This is a genomic window from Pseudoalteromonas issachenkonii, assembly GCF_002310795.1.
GTDB lineage: Bacteria > Pseudomonadota > Gammaproteobacteria > Enterobacterales > Alteromonadaceae > Pseudoalteromonas > Pseudoalteromonas tetraodonis.
This window is the reverse complement of record NZ_CP011030.1, coordinates 1,803,600-1,830,231: the sequence shown is the minus strand read 5'-3', so window position 1 is coordinate 1,830,231 and position 26,632 is coordinate 1,803,600. Positions and strand designations below refer to the sequence as shown.

Below are 26,632 nucleotides of genomic sequence, written 5' to 3'. Positions count from 1 at the left end.
ACCATGAACCAAGAAAAAATTGTGATAATTGGTGGCGGTGTATCGGCTATGACTGCTGCACTGTATTTAACCGAGCAGCGTGATTGGCAACAGCATCGAACTATTACTGTATACCAACAAGGTTGGCGTTTAGGTGGTAAAGGCGCAAGTGGCCGTAATGCGGCTCGTGGGCAGCGTATTGAAGAGCATGGCTTGCATGTATGGTTTGGTGCTTATGTAAATAGCTTTAAAACAATAGAAACGGTTTACACTAAGTTACAACGCACAGTCGATTCACCTTTATCTACATGGCAGCAAGCATTAAAGCCGCATAGTTTTATAGCACTAGAAGAATATATTAATGATCAATGGCAAACATGGCCAATAGATTTCCCCTTATTACCTGGAAATCCTGCGGAGGGTAGTTTGGATATTACGCCATGGGACTTTATTAAAATGACCCTAGCTTGGCTAAAAAAGTGGATACTGGATTTACAATTAGCCGCAACAAAAGCCAATAAAAATATAAATTTGAGCACAAAAAAATCTCGTGATCAGTCTTTATTACGCCATTTACATCAACAAATAGCGGACTTGGTTGATGATACAGAGGAAACTTGGCAACACTTTGCTGATGATATAAAACAATACTCGAGTGAAATAGCCTCTACTCCCAGCTTATTAATAAGTAAATTAAATCAGTTTGCTCACGCTGACAATACATTAAAACCCCAAGTACAAGAGAAAAAAGATGGCCTTGTCATTTGGTATATAGTTAGAAAACTAAAGCGTTGGCTAAATAGCGAAATGATTGAGTTATTAGACAATAATGCGCAGCTTAGACGATTATATATTTGTGCAGACCTTGCTATTGCAATGTTGGTTGGCCTGGTCAAAGACAAAGTATATCGAGATGGGTTTGGGGTCATAAACAAATTTGATTTTAGACAGTGGCTGATAAGAAATGGGGCAAATGAGCAGTACAGTGCTAACTCTGCGCCAATACGGGGATTTTATGATTTAGTATTTGCTTACGCTGATGGAGACATCAGTAAGCCTAATGTTGAAGCCGGTGTTGCATCACTAGCTATGTTACGTATTGCGCTGTGTTATCGCGGAGGGGTTATGTGGAAAATGCAAGCGGGGATGGGCGATGTCATTTTTGCTCCACTGTATGAGCTACTAAAAAAAAGAGGGGTTAAGTTTGAGTATTTCCATCAATTGCAAAACCTGGAACCCAGCCTAAATGAGCAGGGTGAACGTTTTGTTGAGGTAATTAAGTTACAGCAACAAGTTACTTTGAAATCAGATGCTGAATATCAACCACTTGTTTATGTGAAAAAACTACCTTGTTGGCCAAGTGAGCCGCTTTATGCGCAAATTAATAGTGAACAAGCCGCACTATTAAAACAGCATAATATTAATTTAGAATCTTTTTGGTCTAACTGGCCTGCTCAATATGAAAACCATTTTGGGCAGCCACTGCCAATAAAAAAATTACGCTACAAAGATGACTTTGACAGGATGATTCTTGGCGTATCTGTTGCCTCACTTGAGCATGTATGCCCTTCGTTATTAGTATGGGATACAAATTTTGCAGCTCAAGCAAAACAAGTCAAAACGGTGGCAACGCAGGCAGCCCAATTATGGCTTAGTAAGACTGACGAGCAATTAGGTTGGCAATATAGGCCACCTAGCAAAGAAGGCCCCATTCTCAGTGGCTTTAGCGAACCAATTGATACATGGGCTGCGATGATGAATTTAATCGACGAAGAGCAATGGCCTATCGATTGTCCTCCTAAAAACATTGCTTACTTTTGCAGTGTTTTTCCTTGTGACTATTACCCGCCACAAAGTGAACATCAATTTGTTATTCAAGCAAAATCGCAAGTAAAAGCTAACCTCAAAGATATGCTAGAAAATAATATGCAGTCTTTATGGCCGCTTGCGTTTCAAAATAATCAATTTGATTGGTCTGTTTTACATGGCTCTCAGTTATCAGGGGATGAACGATTAAATGCTCAATACTGGCGGGTAAATGTGGATCCCAGTGAGCGATATGTTTTGTCAGTTGCAGGCTCAAGTCAATATCGTCTGGCAACCGATGAAACACAATTTACCAATCTTTTTATTACCGGTGACTGGATAAAAACAGGCGTTAATGCCGGTTGTGTTGAAGCGGCTGTCATGGCTGGTATGCAAACAGCAAGAGCAATGGTAGGTTACCCACAACACATTAGTGGCGAAGATGCATTTGCAGCCCTCAAACATTAAAATATTATTCATATAACCGTATTATCGATTGATTAGTATATAATTAAACATGCTGTTTACATTTGTCTAGCGTAAAGGTCACAAGAAATGAAAAATAAAGGCAAGCTTCTCAATAAGAAAATAGGGTTGATATGCTTACCAGGCTTTTTACTGCCACTGCAGGCGAAAGTACTTGTAGATGATGAAAGTGCGAATGTGCGTAATATGGAAATCATAGAAGTTTATGCGCAAAAAAGAGCGCAAAAAATTGAAGAAGTTGGCATTTCTGTAAGCACCATTAAAGGTAATGATCTTCAAGTACAACACGTTAAAGATTCGACAGAGTTGTCTGTATTTGCTCCTAATCTAAAAATTAGTCAAAACGCAGCGGAAGGCACACCGCCAGCGGTTAACATTCGTGGTGTAGGGCTAGTTGATTACAATACGGCGAATACATCCCCTGTGGCGATGTATGTTGATGATATTGCTGTTGGCTCTGCAAGTAACCAAATTGTTAATTTATTTGATATTGAACAAATTGATATTTTGCGTGGTCCTCAAGGCACTTTATTTGGTCGCAATTCTACAGGGGGCGCTATTTTAATCCGCTCTAAACGCCCTGAGTTTGAACAAAGTGGTTATTTAAGCACTGGCATTGCTAATAACAATGCGACCAGTGTTGATGCTATGTTTAATTCAGCAATTAGTGAAAACACTGCCGTTCGTATAGCGCTTAATCATCAAGATTATGATTATTCCACTAACAATATTTTTGCCGACTCACCGAAAGCTGGCATGCGACAAACGAATGGCCGAGTTTCCTTTTTAGCTGATTTTGACACGGTACAGCTATTGATAAAAGGGCATATTGCCGATTGGGATGGCATAGTACAGCCGGTTGGCAGTATTGGAATTGTTGCTAATCCACTAACAGGAGAGCGATGCTCGCCAGCACAAGCGGGTTCAACCAGCTGTTTTGATAATTTTGGCTTTAATGATGCCAGTGATGATTTTTATACAGTCAGCGTAAATAATAATTCGCCTCATAAAACAGATGGTAAGGGCATTAGCGCCCATGCTAATTGGCAATTAGACACACACAATGAGCTTGTTTTTTTAAGCAGTTATAACAAATTAAAACGGGACCATGCTTTTAATTGTGATGGCTCTCCCGCACAGTTATGTGAGGGCAACTTAGGGTTAAATACTGATTTGGTGACGCAAGAATTGCGATTGCAATCTCAGTTGGGTGAGCATTTTTTAACGACGGGAATATATTATGCTGATGAGTCTATTGTTCAAGATAATGTAAATGATATTTTACGGGACTATCGGGGAATTTTAGCGACAGATTTAACCGCTACTTTTTTTTATAATAATAAAATAAACACAAAGAGTATGGCCGCGTTTACGCAATTCGATTATCAATTAAACCAAGATTGGTTGATCACTGCAGGGCTTCGTTACTCTTATGAATCGTTAGACTACGACTCAGTATCTCAGCTTAACGTTGTTATAGATGCTGACGATTTAACAGGGGTTAAGGTTCCATTTTATCGTGTTCAAGGAGAGCAGTCAGATAATGGCATTTCTGGGCAGTTAGGAGTGAACTTTAAAGTCGATGATTCAACTTACGCCTATTATCGTTTTGCTAATGGCGCCAAAAGCGGAGGCTATAACGGTGGCTTTTTATCATCGGTTGAACAGGCCCAACTCGCTGACTATCAAAAAGAGCGGTTAAACTCACATGAAATCGGATCAAAGTCCTGGTGGCCACAGCAGGGTATTCGATTTAACTGGGCTGCATTTTATTATGATTATAATGATCAACAAGTCTTTATGAATCAGCCTTCAACATCTGAGCAGAGCCCGCCAATTCAATTATTAGAAAATGTGGCTGACTCCATTATTTACGGCTTAGAAGCTGATCTTGAGTATTGGCTGACCGATAATTTGAATGTTAAGTTTGCTATGGGTTATATACCTCATGCAGAGTTTGAAGAATATGTTGATCCACTAGGGAATGCGTTAACTGATAATCGTTTGCCGTTTACCTCAAAATGGAATCTCAGTGCGGGTATTGAATACACTTTTGAGGTGGCTAATCACCCACTAACTACTCAATTATTAGTTGATTATCAATCCGATTACTATTTTGATCAGAATCAAAACCCCTATGCGATGCAAGACAGCTATAGTATTTTTAACGCCAATATACACTATCAACACGATAACTGGGCGGTTGCCATTTGGGGTAAAAACCTCTTTGGTACTCAATACAGTCACTTAAAATTTGATTTAAGTTCTTTTCTTGGCATGCTTGAAGATTTTAAGGGTGAAGGCCGGCGTTTTGGCTTGGATATTAGTTATCAGTTTTAATTTAAGGTGCAAAGTATGCCAATAAAGGCAGCTCTAAAGCTATTTATATATTGTGTATTTATATGCTTTAGCAATTTAGCAGTGGCAAATGCACTTGAGCCTTTTGCTTATACTTTGAAACAACAAGATACTGATTTGCTTAATCAAGGCAGTGTATTTCAAGTCACTGATGGCGCTTTTCCCCGAGACCATAGCGATATAGAAACGTGGCTTGAAAAAAAGCAACCACAATCGAGAACATCGTTTTTTGGTGGTAGTTTTTGGTTTGTGATTAAGCTGGAAAACAAAACTGATTTAAATGAACTTGTGTTATATCCCTATAACACGCTGCTTTCAAAAATTGAGACGCGTATTTATGATATGTCGAATTTTGATGAGCCAATAAATCGTTATACAACGGGTGGCATTTACCCTAATGAGTTTGCATTTCATTATGGTAATAGAATCGAGCTGACGCCTAATCGGCCCTACATATTAATTGCAAAATTTCAAAGTGAATACTTTTATACCCCACCTAAATTAGTGCTTTCACCTTATGATGATTTTTTTGTGAAAAAAACATCAGATAACATGATTATGCTGCTGTGCTTTGGGGTTGGTATTGCATTAGGTTTATATAATTTTCTTATTTACTTGGGTGATAGAGATAAAACCCATTTGTATTACGCCCTGTTTACCGCGTGCTGGGTATTAGCTTGGAGTCAGTTTTTTCATATACCAGATCAAATTTTTGGTTTTTACAACGCCCATTTTCATTGGCTAGGTTTTACCTTAATTCCCATCACAAATATCTTATTTTTTAACAGCTTACTTAAATTAAAGGAAACGTCTCCTCAATTATCACGGTTTTCAATTTACTTGGGCATTATTGCTACCGCAGGTACTCCATTTGCAATCATTTGGCCAGGTTTTGGCTTTATATGGGCTACTTTAGTAACGGGGGCTACTTTGTGCCTGGGTATGATTGTTGGTATACGAAGTTGGTTAAGTGGCTTTAAGCCCGCTCGCTATTTTATTTTAGCGTATTTGGCGATGGCCATTCCTAATATGGTCGGCAATTTAACTAATTTAGGGCTAATTGAACCTATAAAGATGGATCTCTATTTACTTGGGCTCATTGGTACCGCACTCGATGCAGTGCTACTTGCTTTTGCCGTGGCAAATAAATTTAGCATTTTACACCATGAGAATGTTGAATTGACTAAAAATTTAGAACACAAAGTACAGTTGCGTACTCAAGAGTTACAACAATTAGCTGAAGAACTTCGTGATGCAAGTGAAGCTAAAAGTCGATTTTTAGCCAATATGAGCCACGAAATTCGCACCCCAATGACATCAATCATTGGTTATGCTGATGGTATTATTTTAGGTGATATACAGCCTCATGAGAGAAACCATGGCATTCGGGTGATTTTGCAAAATAGTCGTCATGTTCTTGGCTTAATTAATGACATTTTGGATATGTCAAAAATTGAGGCTAACCGTCTAGAGATAGAGCTAGTTGAAACGGACTTGTTTGCCACTATTGCTGAAATCGAATCGTTACTAGGAAAACAAATCCGTGATAAAGGCTTAAAATTTAAAGTTGATTATCAATTTCCGCTACCTGATTGGATAGTCTCAGATCCAACTCGATTGAGACAAATATTATTAAATTTAGCAACCAATGCGCTTAAATTTACCAGCCAAGGTTATATAAAGCTAACGGTTAGCTGTAATAAAAAACAACTAATTATTAAAGTGAAAGATACGGGAATTGGTATGACCGACAGTGAGCAAAAAGACTTGTTTACTCCCTTTCATCAAGCTGACTCGTCGATTTCTCGCAAATACGGTGGCACTGGACTTGGGTTAAATATCTCAAAAAGCCTAGCAACTAAACTAGATGGCGATATTACGGTTTATTCTGTGCTCGGAAGCGGCAGTGAGTTTTGTTTTACTATGGCACTGCATACAACGGCTCATACAAAATGGGTTAACGCATTTGACGATATCTGTAAGTCACAAAACAAAGAGCTCCCTTTAAATAGTAACCAGCGAAATTTGATTGGTAGGGTACTCGTGGCTGAAGATCACCCAGAAAACCGACAGCTGATTAAGCGGATTTTAGAGCGAATGGGTTTAACTGTGGTGGCAGTAGAAAATGGCCGAGATGCTGCACAAGCGACACTTGATGAACAATTTGATTTAATTTTATTAGATATTCAAATGCCAATTATGGATGGTGAACAAGCAATTAATATTATGCAAGCCACGGGTGTAACAACACCGATTGTGGCGCTTACTGCGAACACGATGAAGCATGAAGTCGATCGCTATTTAAGACAAGGTTTTACCGACCATATTGCCAAACCCATCGATAGACGGTGTTTTAGTAGTAAAATCGCAAGTTATCTTGATATTGATATATGCGAAAATATTAAGCTGCCTGATGATGAGTTTGCACTGCTCAAGCAAGAATACATTAAAGGATTAAAAAAACAAAAACACACATTACAATCGCAATTTAAGCAGGGTGATATAACCGGTTTTGCACGCAGCGTACATATGATTAAGGGAACGGCAGGGATGTTTGAATGCCAAGCACTGTATCAACAAGCTGTTGAGTTTGAAAAACGATTAAAATCCGCTAACGCCGTGCTTGATAGACATCAAGTAGAGGCTTTACTCAATACAATTGACGTTATTTTAGAAGCTTAAAACCATACTTTTTAAAGCCTTGTTTCCTGTGTTGTTATGATCTGTTTATAATAGGAAGATAATTTTTAAAATACAGTGTTATTAAAAAGGAAATTTTGTGAAGCTATCTGTTTGTATTATATGTAAAAATGAAAAGGATAAAATTGAGCGTTGTTTAGAGTCAGTAAAGTGGGCAGATGAAATCATTGTACTTGATTCAGGTAGCACTGATGAAACACGTGCTATTGCAAATAAATACACAGATAAAGTATTTGTGCGTGATGACTGGCAAGGGTTTGGTGAGCAAAGACGAAGGGCAGAAGCATTAGCAACTAACGATTGGATTTTTGCAATTGACTGTGATGAAGTTGTCAGTGAGCGTTTAAAGGAAGAAATAATAACGACATTGGCAAAATGCAATGAGAAAAATATTTTAAAGCTTAACCGTTTAACGTATTTTTGTGGCCAATTTATTCGACACAGCGGCTGGTATCCTGATCGTATTGCGCGTATCTACAATAAAAAAATAACAGGTTATAACCAAAACTTAGTGCATGAGTCTGTTGTAATGCTTGATTGTAAACCAATTGAGTTGAAAGAAAATATATTACATTTTCAGCATGAAGATATTTTTGGCTATATGAATAAAAGAAATCATTATGCGCACATAGGTGCAGAGCAAATGGTAAATAAGGGTAAAAAACCATCACTCTTGAAGGCAAGTAGTTCCGCTTTTTTTGCTTTTATCCGCCATTATTTTTTAAGACGTGGCTTTTTAGATGGTAAAGCAGGATTTGTTATTGCGGTTATACAAAGCCAATATAGTTTCAATAAATACTTATTTGCCTATTATAAATAATCTCACTTAGCAGGTTAATTTTATAATCATCCGGTGGTTAAAATTAATCTGCAGTTATGCTCTACTCAGTAATGTTCTATTTGGTCGGGTGTTAAATAAAATGCCTGATGCCACCTTTATTAAAAAATCGTTCCCTTATTTTTACTAATAGTGAATACCGTGCAGTTATTCGCTGCGGTGATATCAATTATAAAAATGCAATTACAGACACCTATTAACGAACATGCTTTAATGAAAAGAGGATGTTTTTCTAGGTGTTAACAATGCAATATCAACATATTACTGTGCCAGAAAATGGTGAACATATACTTATTGATGAACAAGGACAGTGGCATATACCCGAACACCCTATTATTGCTTATATTGATGGTGATGGCGTCGGCCTCGATGTGATGCCAGTGATGCGAAAAGTAGTGGATGCCGCCATAGAGCATAGTTATGGCGCAAGACGCAAAATTCATTGGATGCAAGTTTACAATGGTGAGCAAGCTGCCAAGCTTTATGACGGTGATTGGTTCCCTCAAGAAACGATTAATGCAGTACGAGATTGTAAAATCGCGATTAAAGGCCCTTTAACAACACCGCTTGGAGGCGGATTTCGCTCGCTCAATGTCGCGCTTCGCCATGAAATGGATTTGTATGTAAATATGCGAACCATTAAAGGATTTAGTGCATTACCGTCACCCTTAAAAAACCCATTTACCACGCATATTACTGTGCTACGTGATAGCAGTGAAGATGTGTACTCAGGAATTGAGTGGCAAGCGGGCAGTGTTGAAAATGAAAAAATGCTCGATTTTTTATGTGAAGAAATGGGCGTAACTCGGCTTCGTTTTACCCAAGAATGTGGTTTAGGTATTAAAAATATCTCTAAAGAGGGATCAGAGCGATTAATACGCTATGCAATTAATTATGCCCTAAAAAATAATAGTGAATCACTCACTTTAGTTCACAAAGGCAATGTACTTAAGTTTACCGATGGCGCATTTAAGCGCTGGGGATTTGCGCTGGCCAGACGTGAATATGCTGCCATTGAGCATCAAAACGGGCGCTGGCTTGAAATACAACGTGGTGATTTACCGCCGCTGGTTATTAAAGAAGTAATTGCCGATAATATGCTTCAGCAGTGTTTAATGGATCCTGCTCAATTTGATGTGGTGGCCACCACTAATCAAAACGGAGACTTTTTAGCCGATATGCTCAGTGCACAAGTCGGTGGAGTAGGGATTATGCCGGCGGCAAACTTAAATACCGAAGTTGCGTTTTTTGAACCCACACATGGTACATTTGAGCGCATAGCAGGACAAGATAAGGCAAATCCGAGCAGTAGCTTATTGAGTGCGGTGTTAATGCTTAAGTTTATGGGATGGAGTGAGGCTGCTTGTTTAATTGAAAACGCGCTTGAAAGCACATTTGCCAGTGGACAGGTTACATTTGATTTAGCTCAATCAAATCATAACTCGACAACCTTAAGTTGCAAACAATTTGCCAACAAGGTTATCGAGCACTTTTAAAGGGCAGCATTTTACGCTGCAGAGGCGTTAGCTGTTTGCTCGCGATGAACGCATGGACGCTCTGTCAGCTCTGCAGCTCTGTGGTAAAGTTTATGGGCGCTTGGCTCATCACAGAGTGTGCCACTAAGCGTATCCATTAAAGCAACCACAATAATCGCAGGCACTTGGCAACAGTATTCATCTAAAACGGCTGCGGTTGTTTGTGCATCTACATGACAATGTGGATGACTTTTACGTTGATATGCATTTAATAAAGTATTCACGTCGAGAATGTCGTTTTCTTGGTGTTTTGTTTTACGACATGCACACCCAAACTCATCAACTAACGTGGCTAACGCTTGGTAAACGTGTTGCGTTTGAAGTGTTGTTTTACGACACAATTGTTGTTCAATGAATTGATGTAAATTTGCAGCAATGAATAATCCGTCTTGTTGTGTGAAGCTTGCTGATGTTTGCATAATTATTACTCTTAGTTTGTTGGCTTAACTTCACTGTAGCGCTAAGTGTAATATTAATGAAATTGTTGTTTTCAATAACTGATATTGATTTGATCAATATTTTAATTCTTTACCTATCAATCACTGTATTTGCAAACGCCAACAACTCGCGTCTAAGCCATTGGTGCGCTGGTGTATGGTGTAATAACGGGCTCCATATCATTTTTACTTCTATGGGGACGATTTGAAATGGCACAGGGCTAATCACTAAATTAGTATGGCTAGTTAAAAGCTTTGCTTGACGACGCGGAAGGGTTGCAATGAGTTGCTCAGATTGACACAGTAAACTGGCAATCATGTAATGACGGGTAAAGACTCTTATTTTACGTGTTTGTTCTAATTGCCATAATGCCTCATCGACCCAGCCTAATTTTTGTTTACCTGATTTATTGGTTACAGCAGGTTCGGGGCCCCAGCCGGCTCGATTAACCCAAATATGTTCACTTTTTAAGTATTGGTCTAAGTTTGCATCGTTTAAAAATGGATTATGTGGATGGGTTAAACAACAGTAGTTATCTCGCCATACAGTAGCTTGATGAAAAGAGCGCGGCAGACCATTAAAACGGTTTATTGCCAAATCGATAGTGCCTTTTTCCATATCCTGTAGGTTAACGTCGCTGGGGCTAAGTACATCGAAGTCAATGCCCGGATTTTTAGCTAGCTGCTCGCAAATAAAGGGAGCAATTAGCGTCGATTCTAAATAATCGTTTGCCATAATACGAAACGTCACGTGGGCAGTAGCGGGATTAAATTGCTCACTGGGCTGCGTGATCTCTTCTGCCATTTTTAACAGCGCTTCAATTTCGGGCTTAAGGGCAAGGGCTTTAGCTGTTGGGGTCATGGAGCCCGCAGCTCGTACCAGCAAAGGATCGTCAAATAAATCTCTTAGGCGTTTTAACGCATTGCTCATAGCCGGTTGTGTTAATGCGAGTTTATTGGCCGCTTTAGACACACTTTTTTCATCTATTAATACATTTAAATAGACGAGTAGGTTGAGATCGACATTTCTTATATTCATATGATCAATTTTATTTATTTGCTGTATTAATTATCTAAATTAAAGCGTGCTTGCTAAGGTGTAAACCTCTAATAAAAAATAATCAGCATAATTGCTAAAAATAGAAGCGCCTATACTATGCCTAGCACGTCGTTAACGTCTACCCACAATCCTATACAAGAACTCATAGCCACTAAGTTAGCACGCGCTGTATTTGCTGGCTTTGAAGCTATGTTTGCACAGTTCTTAAATATTACCTTAGGGGCACAAAGTCGCTTTGAACAACGCCAATATCATGAGGTGCAAGCGGCAATGCGAGCGCGCTTGCAAGTGTATGAGCGTCAAGTAAAGCAGGTGAGTGAGGCCGTTAAAGTGATTGCCTATGATGAACTAAACTGTCCACAAACATGGCAACGTGCAAAAAATATTTATGGCGAAATGGTTAAAGAGCATGAAAACCAGCCAATTGCACATACGTTTTTTAATTCTACTTTTGGCGCTATTTGGGATGATAAAAAAATTCGTACGGTGCATTTATTTGTCTTAAAAGCAAAGTACCGGGGGCAACCACGTTCTTATGAAGGGCTTGTGAGTCGTATTTCCTTAAAAGAAGGCTTTGATAGCGCAGTTAAAACTTTAGTCAATGAACAAGTGTTTAGAGTGCCATTTAAAAGTTTAAACGAGGACTTAGCTAAACTACAAGCAACGTTAACCCAAGGGGCGCAGCAACAATGCAGACAAGTGTATGAGCTAATAAGTTTAAATGACGGCTATATTGAGTACGCCAATTCACACTTTTACCGCAATAAAGCGTGTTATGTAATAGGACGATGTATTGCTAAAAATGGCGATAATATGCCCTTTGCAATAGCCATTTTAAATACCCCTGACGGGCTTACAATTGATGCTGTAATGATGGGCGCTGATCAGCTGAGCTTGTTATTTGGCTTTGCGCGCACGTACTTTATGGTAGATACCGACCAACCTGCACGGTATGTAGATTACTTAAGTGTGTTAATGCCTCACAAACAACGGTTTGAATTGTTTAATGCGATAGGTTTTATTAAACATGCGAAAACAGAATTTTATCGCTATAAGGTGGACACGACTAAAAGTAGCCCCGAGCAATATAAATATCATTTAGCGCCAGGTACACCAGGTATGGTGATGCTTGTTTTTACAATTGATGGCCTAGACTATGTGTACAAAGTAATAAAAGATAAATTTAGTGCACCAAAAACGGCGACAAAACAGCAGGTAAAAGATAAATATAACTTTGTAAAACAGGCTGATAGAGTAGGGCGATTAGTTGATACTCATGAATTTAGATACCTAGCCTTTGATTTAAGTCGTTTTAGTGATGAATTGCTTACACAAATGAAAAAACACATTGGTGATAGCTTAATTATTTCGGGCAAAGCGTTAATACTCAAACATGTCTATGTTGAGCGAAAAATGACACCGCTTAATTTATATATCGGTCAATGTAGCAGTAAATCACTGCAGCAGGTGATGGTTGATTATGGTAAAGCGATTAAAGAGCTTGCCAGTGCAAATATTTTTGCCGGTGACATGCTAATGAAAAACTTTGGCGTGACACGTTGGGGGCGAGTGGTATTTTATGATTACGATGAAATTTGCCCTCTTACTGATTGTAATTTTAGAGAAGTGCCAAATACTGACAACGCGTTAGAGGAAATAAGCTCACATTCTTATTTTGATATAGACCAAAATGATATATTTCCTAGTCAATTTAAGGTATTTTTTAGTGCCAGTAGCAGTGCCTTTAGCCATTTTAATCATTATCATAGTGATTTATTTACGGCAAAGTACTGGCAAATGACCCAGCAAGGTATTGAGCAAGGTCAGCTTCCTGATGTATATCCTTATAAACAAAGCTGGCGTTTTAATAATTTATAGTTTTGTTTATCTTTCAAGGTTAAATTTGAAGTCGTGTTTTTAGGCAATGCTTCCCCAGCAATTGCTGATAACGCAGCATAAATGCAGAACATGCACTGCCCAACGAGTTCGGCCTAAATTGAACAAAGGTTAGTCGACAAAGGCCAATACACTGGTTAAATCAGCACTGAATTTTTGTGCTTAAGGCGCTGTTAACACCAAAAGGAGTATTATGAAGTTTATATTAGTTGGCTTTGCTTTGTTGTCAGGCTCTGTGTTTGCCAGTGCTAACCCCCCCCCCGAGGTTACATCAATAACATTAATAACCGCTACACACTTTAATCATATGACACAGTAAATAACGAGTTAGTTGAAGCCGAAGTATGGCGAAAAATTAAATAGAATAAAATACGAGGAGATTTATGCAGTACATTTCACATCAAGATCAGCAGTTAGCGTTTGAACAAACCGACAAGCCGAAGATTAGCAGTAATGAAGTACTGGTAAAAGTAGCAGCGATTGGCGTTAACCGCGCCGATTGTATGCAGCGTCAAGGTAAGTATCCTGCTCCTGAAGGGGATAGCCCTATTCTAGGACTCGAATGTGCAGGTACCGTGTGTGAGCTTGGCAGTGAGGTAGACCCTAAATGGCAAGATAAGCGTATTTTTACTCTATGTGCTGGAGGTGCTTACAGTGAATATGTCGCGGTAGATGCGCAGCAATTAATGGAATTGCCAGATAATATTTCTATGGCAGAAGGTGCTGCTATTAGTGAAGTGTATTTAACTGCCTTTGGCGCACTCTTTGAGTTAGGAAAACTACAATCAGGGCAAACGGCGCTTATTCATGCCGGTGCCAGTGGCGTAGGCGGAGCGGCTATTCAAATGGCAAAAAGTGCCGGTGCACAGGTGGTAATAACAGCAGGGTCTGATGAAAAATGTGAACACGCTAAAGGCTTGGGTGCTGACCATGTGATTAATTATAAAACCACTGATTTTGTTGAATATATGAAGGCACATAACTTAAGTGCAAACGCCATAGTCGATCCGGTTTCTGGCCGCTATTTGAATAAAAATGCCAAAGTGGCCGCAATGGATTGTCAGATTGTGATGCTCGCATTTTTAGATAGTCGCTTTGCCGAAGTCGATTTTGCACGCTTATTACAAAAGCGCATTTCGTTTCATGCCTCGACATTACGTAATCGCAGTATCGCGTTTAAGCGCGCGTTAAGAGATGCATTTGTAGCGCGCTTTTATGATGATATTGCCAATCAAAAGTATGACTTTAATATTTATAAAACCATGCCATGGCAACAAGCTAGTGAGGCACATGCCATCTTAGAGGGTAATGAAAACTCAGGTAAAGTTGTATTGTTGGTAGAGTGAAACAAGTAATGCCACAGGGATTAATATTGTTAATCCCTGTATGAGGCCATATACTTTAAAAAACTATTTCGATTTTAAGGTTAATAATGAATCCAATTATTGCAATATTAAAAGAGCACAATGTCAGCGATGAAAAAGTAGCGGCATTATTTGAAGCATTTACCCAAAACCCAATGATGGCTATGGCATTAGTACAAGAGCTGGGCATACCACCTGAAAAACTTCAGCAATTGATGGCGGTAGTAATGACCCAACCTCATTTAATTAAAGAAGCAACGGATGAATTAGGTTTAGATTTTGCAAAAGTACAAGAAGCGAAAGACAAGTTAAACCAGCAGTAAACTATCTTTAGAGACATGTTTTATGCATGTCTCTATCCCTAAACATGTTTTGTTACACACTCCTTTGAACGGCTCTGCATTTATACAGTCAAATAAATACTTAACCTATAGCAGGGACAAAACATGAAGCGACTTTATAAATTTTGGAAAAATAACCGTTCTTTAATTGTTTTTATTATTTTAATGAGTGTGTTTCGTAGTGCCGTCGCCGATTGGTACGAAGTACCAACAGGTTCAATGAAACCGACTATTGAAGAAGGCGACCGAATCCTTACCGATAAAATGGCGTATGATTTACGAATACCATTTACGCATGTATCCCTGTTAAGACTGGCAGAACCACAAACCGGCGATATTATTGTATTTGATTCTAAAGTGGCGGATAACCGTTTAATAAAACGCGTTATTGGCACACCAGGTGATATAGTTTCGTTGCAAAATAACGAATTGACCATTAATGGCGAGAAAGTAAGTTATAGCACTTTAAACGAGAGTATTCGGTGGCTAGATAAAACTGAGCACTTAAAGGGGCATGCTCATACCATACGGCTTACCAAATCGGCAGCAAGCTTAGTAGAGTTTCCGGCAACACCGATAGCAGCAGATCATTATCTTGTTATGGGTGATAACCGCGATAACAGTGCGGATTCGCGGGTCATTGGATTAGTTCCACGTGATGAGTTGCTGGGTCGGGCAGAGCGAGTGATTGTCTCGCTTGATTATGATGATTACTACTTGCCAAGAAGTGACCGGTTTTTGAAGCGTTTAGAATAAAAAACTAACTATTACAATGGCTAAGCAAGATTGGTTAGCCATTGCTGTTTCTGCAGGTAGGATTATTTAAGGCATTAATCAATATCAATCGAGTAAGCTTCTAACAGCTTGTTAAGCTTAACTTGCTCTGAAGCATCAAACTCTATACCAACGCTAAGGCGGTTGCCTTTCATTTGGTTATTCCTAATGTAAGACGTAATAATAACAGGCTCGTTGTCTAATGGAGAAAGTATATGCACAAAAACTTGACGTTTTTTTAGTGCAACAAATCCAGAGCTTACGTGAATAGCAAAGCGACAACCACTCGGAGAAATATCAATAATTAAACCGTGCAATAAGCTTTTATTATCAGCATCAATATCGCCTTTATGTAAACTAATTTTAGCCGGAATGTGTGTAGGCAACCTGCTAGTTTCACGTAATTGTCGGCTTTCAATTTTTTTAGGGTAAGCTAAATAAATTAATCGTTCAGGGCGAAATGAAATCGCTAATATGCTGGTTGAAAAAGCAACACATTCGCCCCGTTCGTCTTCAATAATATACCGTACAATAGCCCCATTACCTTCAACTAAAATGTCGCTGTAATCATTTTTACCTGCTTGAGCAGGGTATTTTAATATTAAATATTTACCGGTGTCGTAGCCGATTAAAGTGAGTTTAAAGCGAACCTGAATGGGATTGTTAAATTGTATATCAATTAGCTTTCCCGGGAGTAAATCGAGGAAAAACTTCTTTTGATCTTCAGTTGGTTTATCTTCAACAGTAGTATTATTTTTATTTGTTTCCACAAACACTTTCTCAATATTAACAGACGCTTAATTATCTTTTAATATAGTGTAAAAATCACTAGTATAAAAGAGGGCATTTAGTAAAAGAAAATAATACTTTGTGCTTGTAATAGTGAGCGGAGTTAGTATTTTACTCCGCTGTGGAGATTAGATTGTTACTCTTTGGGCAACAAAACAGTATCAATGACATGAATCACGCCGTTGATGGCTTTTACATCTGCCATTACTACGTTTGCATTGTTGATCATAACAGAGCCATCATTGGTGGTTACATTCACATACTGGCCTTGCACGGTCGTTGCACTGTCTAATTTTACAACGTCTGCAGCCATTACTTTACCTGATACCACATGGTAGGTAAGAATTGCAGTTAACTTGTCTTTATTTTCGCTCTTTAGAAGGTTTTCAACGGTACCTGCTGGTAGCTTGGCAAATGCTTCATCAGTTGGCGCAAATACAGTAAAAGGGCCATCTCCTTTTAACGTATCAACGAGGCCTGCCGCTTTGACAGCTGCAACGAGTGTTGAAAAAGAACCATTGGCAGCAGCTACATCAACGATATCTTTTTTCATACCATGATGATCGGCATGAGCTGCTGAAGATAGGGTTAAACTTGCTAATACAAAAGTCAGAACAGACGCTATTTTCTTGAACATGTTACTTTCCTTTAAATTGATTAGTTGTCGGTTAAATGTTACGCCGGGTTGCTAGCTTACGATCATTTTAAAAAAGGGTGGGTCATTGCCTTATCACAATAAAGGTATTTAATAAAAAGCAAAGCCTGCTATTAACCCTCCTAGTGAAAGCTTTTATGAGTAAACACGGTCTGTTTATTTTCAATTTTTTATATCCAGTTCAGCGATATAACGTCATTAATTAACAATAGGAAATAAACCATGAAAAAACGGGCTATTTTTACAGCGCTCATTGCATCACTTTCTTCATTAGCGTCTGTTGCTGGACAAACTGAAATGCAGATAAATACTCATAATCAACAGCTTGAAAATGTGGCTATGGTGGCACAATTAACGGGTGAAATGGCACAGCGTATAGTCAATGCAGCGTCTGCAGCGGCGCACAAAGACAATTTAGCTGTATCAATAACCGTTGTGGATGCATCTGGGCAAACGCTGGCAGTACTTCGTGATCATCGTGCCGGTGTTCATACTATTCGTGCCAGTTATAAAAAAGCCTATACCGCCAATTCGCAAAAGCGAGAAACCGCAGTTATAGCAAAAGGCATAAAAGAGGGCACTATTCCAGCAGACCTTCGTTATTTAGATGAAAACATTTTAATATTGGATGGCGGGGTGCCTATTTATATAAACGATACTGTGGTGGGGGCTGTGGGAGTTGGCGGTGCTCATGGCAGTGAGGATGTACGTGTTGCAAAAGCAGGGATCAAAGCGTTATGGTTAGCGCAGTAGAAAAACAGATCACGTTACTAAATATCCCCAAAAGTGATAGTAAAGGAGTTTACAGATTATGAACGAGACTGATTTAGCGCACTTAAAACGCACCGTAGTACTAGCTAAAGAGGCGTTAGAAGCAGGAGATGAACCGTTTGGCTCTGTGCTTGTTGATGCTGAAGGAAATGTATGTATGGAAGATCGTAACCGTGTTGCCGGTGGCGATCATACACGTCATCCTGAGTTTGAAATTGCTCGTTGGGCAGCCAACAATATGACCCCTGAGCAACGCGCTGGGGCTACTGTGTATACCTCCGGGGAACATTGCCCTATGTGCGCCGCAGCACACGCATGGGTAGGTTTAGGTCGAATTATGTATGTCAGTTCATCTGCGCAATTAACTAGCTGGCTTAGCGAGCTCAAAATGACTAAGTCGCCGGTTAACCCGTTACCTATTGAAGCGGTTGCTCCTAATGTCGCTGTTTATGGGCCCGTACCAGCACTTGTTGAGCAGGTTCACGCCCTACATCGTCAATTTCACCAAGCAGATTAACAGCGCAGCAGCGCATGGTATTTAGACTAAAGCGACTACCTGTTATAGTTAACGGTATTCACTTTTATTAAACGCAGCACAAGGGATTATTATGATCGTTAACCTGTTCGATAAGTTAATATTTGCTTGCGCTTTTATTGTTTCATTGCAACTACCGCAGCTGAGTGATCATTACCAACAACATTTAGCGGGCTTATACCATGCAACAAAATGGCAAGTCGACGGCTATGCAAAAACGGCCAAGCAATATAACTTTTCTAGCACGCAAGCGATGATAAACCGCCATTTAGCAAACACTGAACCGAGTGTCAGAGCCGATGCAAATCAAAAACAGCAAACATTACTGCAATTTGCCGATTTAAAAAAAGGGATGGCTATTTTTGAACAAGGTAATTTAGTGCAAAAAATGCTGTATATGTTCTCCCCTGAGCGCGTTGACAGATTACAAAATACACTTGATAACTTTAAGTTAGGTATCCCTTTAACCGCGAGTGCAGTGTTGTTTGCATTGGTATTAGCTATTTTATTAAATCAATTACTTATGCTGCCACATACTTTATATGTTAGGCGTAAAAAGCGTATTGCATCCGATGCAGTAAAATTTAATAGCTGATCGTCAATGAGTTATCATTGGTGATTTTCACTGGCCCTTTTAACAACAAATGCGCCACGAATGTCACCCAGTTTAAAATCAGTTGCCTGATCATTAGGGTATAAAGTCGCTATTTTTTTAGAAACTGTGGGGTCAATCTGACTGCCATGACACGCTAAACACGCTTTTTGAGTAGGAATCGCTTTTACAAAATACCAGCCATCCGGTCTTTGCTCTTGATATTCTATGCTTGCTACCGGCTCGCCATTGAGCTTACGTTGTTCAAAGTTTAATAAAACATTTTTGAGCCATGCATCGGGTTGATTATCTGAGTTACGAGTTTTCAAAGCACTGCGGCTAATTTGCCAAGGACTATTGCTGTGTTGTGAAGCGATAGCGGGTGCAGCTGTATTACATACACTTATTGCCGCTAGTGGGCCGCTTTGTTTCATAGTACTAACCAGTACCTGTTTTAAATCACTTGAAAATGCTTTGATGGTTTGTCGTGCATCGTCGGTATTGCTAGCAAAAGCAGCGGATGAAATAAATAAACTGGAAAAAAGCAAAATAATGCGCATAATACACCTCTAAACATTAGGAGGTTCTAATATACAGGGTGCCAGGTGTTTTTCAAGTAAATCGTTTAGCGTTAAAGTACTTTTTTACTTAAGGTACCGCGCCTAAAATCGATAAACAGTTCTAAGAGAAAAGATATGCACAATAAGCACGGTGAGAATAAAGTAATAAACCAACAAAATAACCATGATGCTGGTGGACTTAATGCACAAGATCCATTAGCCGCTATTAAAGCAATTCGACTCGAACAGTTAGCGCAATGTCGGCTTAAAACACAAAAAGAAATACAGCACATGCAAAACAAAAAATAGCCTTGGACGATAAAAACTTGCTAAGTTAGCGTTATTAATTTTAAAGGTTGGATAGTGCAATTAATCCGTTATCTATAAAACATCCGCATCAAATTATTACTTTTATAGCTTGGCTGTGCGCTTTAGCTGTGATGTTAATAGGACTACTTGCGCCTGAAAATAAACGTGTTTTAATGCTGTTGTCACTGAGTTCCCTCTGCTTACTTGTGTTTAATAGTGTAACGATGTCAGCTTGGGTATTTAAACGTTTTAAAGAACAACAATTACGCTTTATTGCTCTTTTAGGCAGTGGCGCTATTATGTTGTGTATCGCGGGTGATGTGATTAATTTTAATTTACCCCAACACTATTATCGCTATAGTACCTTGATAAAACATGATTACTTAGTGGATTCAATCTTATTTTTTGCACCTGGTTACAGCCTTTTATTTATAGCCAGTGTGTTAGCTTTTAATATAAAACGCCGGGTCTCGCTTATAAAAAGTGCACTTTTTTTTGTTGTTGTGTTGGTGCTAAGTAGTGCGTCGCTCTCTTCTATGTATCTTGAGGGGGCAGGAGATACTATTTTAGCTATGACTGGGGTCTATAGTTTAGTGATAACGGCTGTTGGGCTTATGGGTCTGGTATTAGTTGTTGGCTATGGTGGGATTAACGCACCCAAATCAATAGTGTGGGTGAGCTTAGGGCTTTTTCTTGCTGCATTGGCTGATGCTATTATTGGTACTTTTTGGATTTATGGTAATCAGGGGCAAGGCTTTTACCCTCAAGTGCGCTATATAAACTGGTTTGTGTATATTAGCTCGCAAAGCTTGGTGATTCACTTAGCAAAAGTTGTTGTAGTAATACCAAATCGCAATAATGCTTAATGATTTTCAGGAAGTAAACCAGAGAATAGCGGCGTTAAAAATTCTCATTAGAATAGCTAAATAACAGGTGAAAAAAAAGCCGCTAAATATTAGCGGCTTTAAGCGATAATAATTACATTACGCGCATACCCGGCTCAGAGCCGTCGTCTGGGTTAAGAATGTAAATTTCTTTACCACCAGGGCCTGCCGCAAGTACCATGCCTTCAGACATTCCAAAACGCATTTTACGTGGTTTGAGGTTAGCAACCATTACCGTTAATTTACCTTCAATGTCTTCTGGTGCGTAAGCCGATTTAATTCCAGCAAACACTTGGCGAGTTTCACCGCCTAAATCAAGGGTTAATTTAAGCAGCTTGTCAGCGCCTTCTACGTGCTCTGCTTTGGCAATTTTAGCAACACGCAGGTCTACCTTTGCAAAGTCATCAAACTCAATCTCTTCGCTAATAGGCTCTTTTGCAAGTGGGCTATTAGGATCGATTTTGTCTTTTTCAGCAACTAAGCTTTCTTTTGATTCTTCAACCATTTTATTCACTTTATCCATTTCTACACGTTGCATTAACGGCTTAAATTTATTGATAGGGTGGTTTACTAACGCTGTTTGCGCACCCTGCCAAGATAATTCATCATTTAAAAAGGCTTCAACATTACTTGCCATGCCAGGTAGCACTGGTTTTAAGTAAGTGATCAACACGCGAAATAGGTTAAGTCCTAGTGAGCAAACCTGATGCGCTTCTTCTTGCTTTGACTCATCTTTAATAAGCACCCAAGGTGCGGCATTATCAATGAACTGGTTTGCTTTATCAGCAAGTGCCATGATTTCACGAATTGCGCGGCTGTATTCACGGTTCTCGTAATATTCGGTGATTGTCGCTGATGCGTTCTGGAATTCTGCAAGCAATTGAGGTTGCATAACTGTATTGCTCAGCTTACCGTCGAACTTTTTAGTAATAAAACCAGCACAACGACTGGCAATATTCACTACTTTACCCACTAAGTCTGAGTTTACACGTTGTGCAAAATCTTCAAGGTTTAAATCTAAATCAGTAATGCCACTATTAAGTTTAGCTGCGTAGTAGTAACGTAAAAATTCTGGGTCTAGGTTATCTAAATAAGTACGCGCTTTAATAAACGTGCCTTTTGATTTAGACATTTTTGCGCCATTGACCGTAACAAAACCATGGGCGAATACATTAGTTGGCTTTCTAAATTGAGCGCCTTCTAACATAGCAGGCCAAAATAGGCTGTGGAAATAGATGATGTCTTTACCAATAAAGTGATAAAGCTCAGCATCTGAACCTTCTTGCCAAAATGCATCAAAGTCGATGCCCTGTTTATCACATAAGTTTTTAAAGCTCGCCATATAACCAATAGGCGCATCTAGCCATACGTAAAAGTATTTACCTGGTGCGTTTGGAATTTCAAAACCAAAATAAGGTGCATCACGGCTAATGTCCCATTGCTGGAGACCATCGGCAAACCACTCATCTAACTTGTTGGCCATTTCTTGTTGAATTGTGCCTGAATGTAGCCACTCTTTAAGCATGTCTTCAAAGGCGGGTAAATCAAAAAAGTAATGCTCAGAATCTTTTAAGATAGGCTCAGCACCCGACATAACAGAGCGTGGGTTGATTAGCTCGGTTGGGCTATAGGTTGCGCCACAGGCATCACAGCTATCCCCGTTCTGATCTTCTGATTTACATGTAGGACACGTGCCAGTAACAAAGCGATCTGGCAGAAAAATGCCTTTTTCTGGATCGAATAACTGTGAAATAGTGTGCTTTTTAATATGACCTGCATCGTTAAGGCGATTATAAATAAGCTCACTAAATTCTTTATTCTCTTGGCTATGGGTACTGTGGTAATTATCAAATTTGATATTAAAATCAGCAAAGTCGCGTTGGCGCTCAATGCTAACGTTTTTTACCATTTCCTCAGGCGTGATCCCTTGCTTTTGCGCATTAAGCATAATAGGTGTGCCATGAGCATCATCGGCGCACACATAGTACGCTTCGTGGCCTTGTAGTTTTTGAAAACGCGACCAAATATCAGTTTGAATATACTCTAATAAATGCCCTAAATGGGTAGGGCCATTGGCATAAGGTAATGCGCTAGTAATCAGGATCTTTCGCTGTGCCATAATCATTCCGAATTAAGCGTTCCTAGTCAGGAACAGATGAAAATTATTACATTATCGATAAGCAAAGTGATAACAGAGCACACTGCTTATCGATATTTACTAATTGACTGGTGTTAATGCCCTGAATGTTACATAATTCCGTGGCACTTTTCATCAAAGAAACGCTATTTTATTGCTATGTTTGGACTGTCGAAACTATTCTCTGCAAAATCGGTGCAAAAACAACCGATTATTTCTGCTCTAGCGGCCTATCGCAGTGCCGCTTTCGCTGTGGGTATTGAGCAAGATTTCATTGCTGATATCACTCAAAACACTGATAAATCAATTACGGTTAAACTCATTCTCCCTTTTGCGGCGCAATCTGAAATGCCGCATGTGGCTCAATTTTTGACTGAGCGTTTAAAGATTGATGTAAACGTAACGGCTAGTGTTCACCTTAAAGAGGCTGCGAAATTTAAAGCCATTAAACATATTGTTTTAGTCGCCTCAGGAAAAGGTGGGGTGGGTAAATCTACTACGGCTGTAAATCTTGCGGGCTCGCTTAAAAATGAAGGCGCAAAAGTAGGCATACTGGATGCCGACATTTATGGTCCGTCAATTCCTATGTTGTTAGGATTAGTTGGCAGTGAGCCGGTTACAAAAGACAATAAACAATTACAACCGTTTGATGCCAATGGTATTAAAGCGCAATCTATCGGTTTTTTAGTCCCCAGCGATGATGCCACCGTATGGCGCGGCCCAATGGCCTCAGGCGCGCTTAGTCAACTTTTAAATGAAACCGATTGGGGTGAACTTGATTATTTAATTGTAGATATGCCGCCAGGTACCGGTGATATTCAATTAACCATGAGCCAAAAAGTGCCAGCCAGTGGCACCGTGATTGTCACGACGCCACAAGACTTAGCGCTTGCTGATGCGCAAAAGGGTATTGCTATGTTTAATAAAGTAAATGTGCCAGTGCTCGGTTTGATTGAAAATATGAGCCATTACATTTGTGGGCATTGCGGCGAGGCCAATCATGTATTTGGTAAAGACGGTGCACAAAAATTAGCCCTTAAGCATGGTGTGCCTGTGCTTTCGCATATTCCGCTTGCGATTGATATCAGAGAATCCTCTGAGCAAGGTAAGTTGATTGCCGATGAGACAGATGCGGCTATTAGCAAAACTTACAGCGCGGCCGCACGATTGATTGCCAGCACGCTTTACTATCAACAACATCACAACGCGATTGACGTTGTGATTACGGAAGATTAAAAATGAGACTTTCAGATACACATATTAAAGAATACTTAAACGATGGGCGCATTGTTATCGAGCCCGCACCAACGAGTGAAATGATTTCAGGGGTTACCGCTGATCTTCGTTTAGGTAATAAGTTTAGAACATTTCATGCCCATAATGCCGCTTATGTTGATTTAAGTGGTCCAAAAGATCAGCTTAATAAAGCGTTAGAATCAATCATGAGCGACGAAATTGTATTAGCTGAAGGCGAAGCGTTTTTTCTACATCCTGGCGAGCTTGCGTTGGCAATAACCTATGAAAAAGTAACCCTACCTGCAGACATTGTTGGTTGGTTAGACGGGCGTTCATCGCTGGCACGTTTGGGTTTAATGGTGCATGTTACAGCACACAGAATCGATCCTGGTTGGAGTGGTAATATTGTTTTAGAGTTTTATAACTCTGGTAAGCTGCCGCTTGCGCTCAGACCTATGATGAAAATTGGCGCAATGAGTTTTGAAACACTTACCGGTCCGTGTGAAAGCCCTTATAACACCCGCATTGATGCAAAATATAAAGATCAGAATAGTGCGGTAGCAAGCCGTATCAGTGACGATAAATAACTAAGCTAAACAATAGCTTATTTTTCTAATTGATGAAGCGCATAACCTAATAGTTGAAAATAATGGTTAAGCGCTTCATTGGCGTGTAACGTATGCTTTAGCTCAGGATAAATTAAGTTATTATTACTCAAACCGCCGACTAAGAAACTGTTTTTGATTGTTTGATGCTCGTTGATACAGGCTTCAAAACACCGAGCAGCAAGCTCCTCTGGCATACTCATATACTGCTGATTATGCGCTTTATCAAACGCAATGCATTTATTTACAAATTCATTGGCATGTTCACCGCTTTGCTCTAAAAACACCTGTTTATAAAATTGATTAAGTGCATCATTAAGTGGATGGCTTAAGTCGGGAGAGTGTGATAACCATAACTTAGAAGCGAAACCAAAGCGGGTTTTTGATTTAAACAAATGCTCACTAATATGATGATCAAAAGCATGAAACCATTCATGGGCTAAAGCGCCACCGCCTGCATTTTTAGCCAGTGCTAAGGTTTGGTCATACGCATTATAATGTGCTTGCACGCCTTTTTGTCCACCGTGACCAAAAGCGAAATTAAGTTTGCCACGCAGGCCAATGGCAGTGGGTGGTAAATGCAAAATCTGCGCTAAATCAGCCAGCGCATCATAAATTAAGTTGGCACTAATAAAGCGCTCTTCTTTAGTAACCCATTTACCAACCACCATAGAACGAAAACCAAAAGTGGTTCTTATATCACTAAAATCGACTTGATCGTCAAAACGATAGTCGGGGCCTTGGCGAGAAAATCCGCGTTTTAATCGAGATGTGGTATTACGCATCGGTTATTTTATTTCAGCTCATACATTACAAGTAACGTGCTTTTACGTGAGCGGGCATGTGTTGGGTTTGTTTTTTTATTAATTCCTCTAATAAACCATACAAGGGCGCAGGGTTTAGTGCTTCTATGAGCCATAAACTATGTGCTACTGCTTCTAGTGTCGATAAACTATCTGCTCTAGGGGCTTTACGAATAGCATAACGGTTGGTGGGAATATGGCTAAAGCTTACCGTTTTAAACTGTTGTAATAACGGGGTTAATTGCAAAATTTTAAAGGCTTTATTCCATGTACCATCAATCACAATTAAATGCGTAATCTCTTGAAGGTTTTCTTTACTATTCGGTCGGTCTAATTTTACGGCGCTCTCGCTTGGGTAGAGTAATACGCTCGATTCAATAGGCAGGTTCTGTAAACAGGCGAAGTCTTGATTATTTTCGCCTCTAATAATTTTACAGTGGGTTAAACCTAAAGCTAATAGCTGCGCCGTATTTTTGCTAACTTTTGCTTCATTGGGGTGCTGCAAAATAATAACCTGTGTTTGGTTATTAACACGGGTAATTGCGCTGCAAATACAAGTGCTTAGCGAAAAGTTACACTGTTTACAAAGAGGACGTGCCATTGAATACACTATTTCGTTGGTACATTTACCGTAATTATACATTTTTGCACTAATAAAGTTGGTTTTTTTTGTGCTTAGATATAGAGTAAGAGATAAGAAGAAAATCGATGGACCGTATTGAAGGGCATGAATATGACAGAGATCAATATTGACGAATCCGCTTTAGAAAGTATGGAATCGCTATTAGGTGAACAATTTCCAGATACGTTGGAATTTTGTTGTGCGGAATTTGAGCGATTGGGGAACGAAGCAATTGCTGCGCTTGGGCAAGATAAAGAGGCTGCTATTCGCCACTCTCATAGCCTTAAATCAAACGCCGCTCAATTTGGTGCGGCTAGTTTAGCCGAAGTTGCTCGTTTAATTGAATATAATTTAAATAATGGGAATGACGAGCAGGCTGTTAATGCAGCCGATGGATTAATGGCGCAAGTTACTGGTTCACAAGCAAAACTAAATGCATGGTTAGCTGGGCGCTAAACGCGTTTCAATAGTAATAAAAAAGAGTGTTAACGTGAATTTTTTTCAGTTTTAAGCGCTTAATTTTCCTAGTAATTCACGGCTTTACTGCGTTAGTCTAATGG

Annotated in this window: 26 protein-coding genes; 18 read left to right on the top strand and 8 right to left on the bottom strand. The window is 39.5% G+C overall.

Annotated elements, in window-relative coordinates; genetic code table 11:
- The first annotated feature begins 3 nt into the window (after window positions 1–3).
- The 5 genes from PISS_RS08425 to icd all read left to right on the top strand — a co-directional run bounded on the left by PISS_RS08425 (window position 4) and on the right by icd (window position 9,663).
- Complete coding sequence (locus PISS_RS08425) at window positions 4–2,253, top strand: NAD(P)-binding protein (protein WP_058154726.1); 2,250 nt, start codon at window positions 4–6, stop codon at window positions 2,251–2,253.
- Between the two features lie 87 nt (window positions 2,254–2,340).
- Window positions 2,341–4,611 carry a TonB-dependent receptor gene (locus tag PISS_RS08420; RefSeq protein WP_058154725.1) on the top strand — a complete coding sequence of 757 codons (2,271 nt, stop codon included), beginning with the start codon at window positions 2,341–2,343 and terminating at the stop codon, window positions 4,609–4,611.
- Between the two features lie 15 nt (window positions 4,612–4,626).
- Entirely contained in the window at window positions 4,627–7,311 is a 2,685-nt protein-coding gene (locus tag PISS_RS08415; RefSeq protein ID WP_058154723.1) for a 7TM diverse intracellular signaling domain-containing protein, read from the top strand.
- Window positions 7,312–7,408: 97 nt separating this feature from the next.
- The gene (locus tag PISS_RS08410; protein ID WP_058154721.1) at window positions 7,409–8,149 is read left to right on the top strand and encodes a glycosyltransferase family 2 protein; all 741 of its coding nucleotides are present in this window, start codon (window positions 7,409–7,411) and stop codon (window positions 8,147–8,149) included.
- Between the two features lie 263 nt (window positions 8,150–8,412).
- Complete coding sequence (gene icd / locus PISS_RS08405; RefSeq protein ID WP_058154720.1) at window positions 8,413–9,663, top strand: NADP-dependent isocitrate dehydrogenase; 1,251 nt, start codon at window positions 8,413–8,415, stop codon at window positions 9,661–9,663.
- Window positions 9,664–9,674: 11 nt separating this feature from the next.
- On the opposite strand, the gene PISS_RS08400 is transcribed toward icd, so the two are convergent.
- Window positions 9,675–10,121, bottom strand: coding sequence for a hypothetical protein (locus PISS_RS08400; RefSeq protein WP_058154718.1), 447 nt, complete (start codon window positions 10,119–10,121; stop codon window positions 9,675–9,677).
- Window positions 10,122–10,230: 109 nt separating this feature from the next.
- Window positions 10,231–11,178, bottom strand: a complete 948-nt coding sequence (locus PISS_RS08395) for a LysR family transcriptional regulator (protein WP_036982498.1) — start codon at window positions 11,176–11,178, stop codon at window positions 10,231–10,233.
- Window positions 11,179–11,295: 117 nt separating this feature from the next.
- On the opposite strand from PISS_RS08395, the gene aceK reads away from it, so the two are divergent.
- From aceK to lepB, 5 genes are all read left to right on the top strand, one after another.
- Window positions 11,296–13,077, top strand: a complete 1,782-nt coding sequence (gene aceK / locus PISS_RS08390; protein ID WP_058154716.1) for a bifunctional isocitrate dehydrogenase kinase/phosphatase — start codon at window positions 11,296–11,298, stop codon at window positions 13,075–13,077.
- Between the two features lie 211 nt (window positions 13,078–13,288).
- A complete protein-coding gene (locus tag PISS_RS19110) occupies window positions 13,289–13,414 on the top strand; it encodes a hypothetical protein (RefSeq protein ID WP_279627848.1) in 126 nt (41 codons plus the stop codon).
- Between the two features lie 64 nt (window positions 13,415–13,478).
- Window positions 13,479–14,441, top strand: coding sequence for a zinc-binding dehydrogenase (locus tag PISS_RS08385; protein ID WP_058154714.1), 963 nt, complete (start codon window positions 13,479–13,481; stop codon window positions 14,439–14,441).
- Window positions 14,442–14,527: 86 nt separating this feature from the next.
- The gene (locus tag PISS_RS08380) at window positions 14,528–14,782 is read left to right on the top strand and encodes a DUF2999 family protein (protein ID WP_008113615.1); all 255 of its coding nucleotides are present in this window, start codon (window positions 14,528–14,530) and stop codon (window positions 14,780–14,782) included.
- 123 nt (window positions 14,783–14,905) lie between these two features.
- Window positions 14,906–15,556: a signal peptidase I gene (gene lepB / locus PISS_RS08375; RefSeq protein ID WP_083494656.1), complete on the top strand. Its 651-nt coding sequence runs from the start codon at window positions 14,906–14,908 to the stop codon at window positions 15,554–15,556.
- Between the two features lie 74 nt (window positions 15,557–15,630).
- Here the strand turns inward: lepB and PISS_RS08370 are convergent, their stop codons facing one another.
- Window positions 15,631–16,344 carry a flagellar brake domain-containing protein gene (locus PISS_RS08370; RefSeq protein ID WP_013465062.1) on the bottom strand — a complete coding sequence of 238 codons (714 nt, stop codon included), beginning with the start codon at window positions 16,342–16,344 and terminating at the stop codon, window positions 15,631–15,633.
- Window positions 16,345–16,499: 155 nt separating this feature from the next.
- Window positions 16,500–17,000: a fasciclin domain-containing protein gene (locus PISS_RS08365; RefSeq protein WP_058154713.1), complete on the bottom strand. Its 501-nt coding sequence runs from the start codon at window positions 16,998–17,000 to the stop codon at window positions 16,500–16,502.
- Window positions 17,001–17,240: 240 nt separating this feature from the next.
- Here PISS_RS08365 and PISS_RS08360 point away from each other — a divergent pair, with 240 nt between their 5' ends.
- From PISS_RS08360 to PISS_RS08350, 3 genes are all read left to right on the top strand, one after another.
- On the top strand, window positions 17,241–17,771 hold the full coding sequence (locus tag PISS_RS08360) for a GlcG/HbpS family heme-binding protein (protein WP_058154711.1): 531 nt from the start codon (window positions 17,241–17,243) through the stop codon (window positions 17,769–17,771).
- A gap of 58 nt (window positions 17,772–17,829) precedes the next feature.
- Entirely contained in the window at window positions 17,830–18,306 is a 477-nt protein-coding gene (locus PISS_RS08355; RefSeq protein WP_058154709.1) for a nucleoside deaminase, read from the top strand.
- Between the two features lie 91 nt (window positions 18,307–18,397).
- A complete protein-coding gene (locus PISS_RS08350) occupies window positions 18,398–18,919 on the top strand; it encodes a DUF2937 family protein (RefSeq protein WP_058154708.1) in 522 nt (173 codons plus the stop codon).
- Window positions 18,920–18,933: 14 nt separating this feature from the next.
- On the opposite strand, the gene PISS_RS08345 is transcribed toward PISS_RS08350, so the two are convergent.
- Complete coding sequence (locus PISS_RS08345) at window positions 18,934–19,476, bottom strand: Tll0287-like domain-containing protein (protein WP_058154706.1); 543 nt, start codon at window positions 19,474–19,476, stop codon at window positions 18,934–18,936.
- Between the two features lie 135 nt (window positions 19,477–19,611).
- Here PISS_RS08345 and PISS_RS18905 point away from each other — a divergent pair, with 135 nt between their 5' ends.
- Window positions 19,612–19,785, top strand: a complete 174-nt coding sequence (locus tag PISS_RS18905; protein WP_167380510.1) for a hypothetical protein — start codon at window positions 19,612–19,614, stop codon at window positions 19,783–19,785.
- A gap of 224 nt (window positions 19,786–20,009) precedes the next feature.
- Window positions 20,010–20,651, top strand: coding sequence for a hypothetical protein (locus PISS_RS08340; RefSeq protein ID WP_232311314.1), 642 nt, complete (start codon window positions 20,010–20,012; stop codon window positions 20,649–20,651).
- Window positions 20,652–20,763: 112 nt separating this feature from the next.
- Here the strand turns inward: PISS_RS08340 and metG are convergent, their stop codons facing one another.
- Window positions 20,764–22,788, bottom strand: a complete 2,025-nt coding sequence (metG, locus tag PISS_RS08335) for a methionine--tRNA ligase (protein ID WP_013465054.1) — start codon at window positions 22,786–22,788, stop codon at window positions 20,764–20,766.
- A 177-nt stretch (window positions 22,789–22,965) separates the two neighbouring features.
- Here metG and apbC point away from each other — a divergent pair, with 177 nt between their 5' ends.
- Both apbC and dcd read left to right on the top strand, forming a co-directional pair.
- Window positions 22,966–24,042 carry an iron-sulfur cluster carrier protein ApbC gene (gene apbC / locus PISS_RS08330; protein WP_058154704.1) on the top strand — a complete coding sequence of 359 codons (1,077 nt, stop codon included), beginning with the start codon at window positions 22,966–22,968 and terminating at the stop codon, window positions 24,040–24,042.
- A 2-nt stretch (window positions 24,043–24,044) separates the two neighbouring features.
- Window positions 24,045–24,629 carry a dCTP deaminase gene (dcd, locus tag PISS_RS08325; RefSeq protein ID WP_013465052.1) on the top strand — a complete coding sequence of 195 codons (585 nt, stop codon included), beginning with the start codon at window positions 24,045–24,047 and terminating at the stop codon, window positions 24,627–24,629.
- A 17-nt stretch (window positions 24,630–24,646) separates the two neighbouring features.
- Here dcd and PISS_RS08320 read toward each other — a convergent pair whose 3' ends face one another.
- On the bottom strand, window positions 24,647–25,432 hold the full coding sequence (locus PISS_RS08320; RefSeq protein ID WP_058154702.1) for a CLCA_X family protein: 786 nt from the start codon (window positions 25,430–25,432) through the stop codon (window positions 24,647–24,649).
- 25 nt (window positions 25,433–25,457) lie between these two features.
- The gene (locus PISS_RS08315) at window positions 25,458–26,051 is read right to left on the bottom strand and encodes a tRNA-uridine aminocarboxypropyltransferase (RefSeq protein WP_058155497.1); all 594 of its coding nucleotides are present in this window, start codon (window positions 26,049–26,051) and stop codon (window positions 25,458–25,460) included.
- A gap of 132 nt (window positions 26,052–26,183) precedes the next feature.
- On the opposite strand from PISS_RS08315, the gene PISS_RS08310 reads away from it, so the two are divergent.
- Complete coding sequence (locus tag PISS_RS08310) at window positions 26,184–26,528, top strand: Hpt domain-containing protein (RefSeq protein WP_013465049.1); 345 nt, start codon at window positions 26,184–26,186, stop codon at window positions 26,526–26,528.
- Window positions 26,529–26,632: the final 104 nt, after the last annotated feature.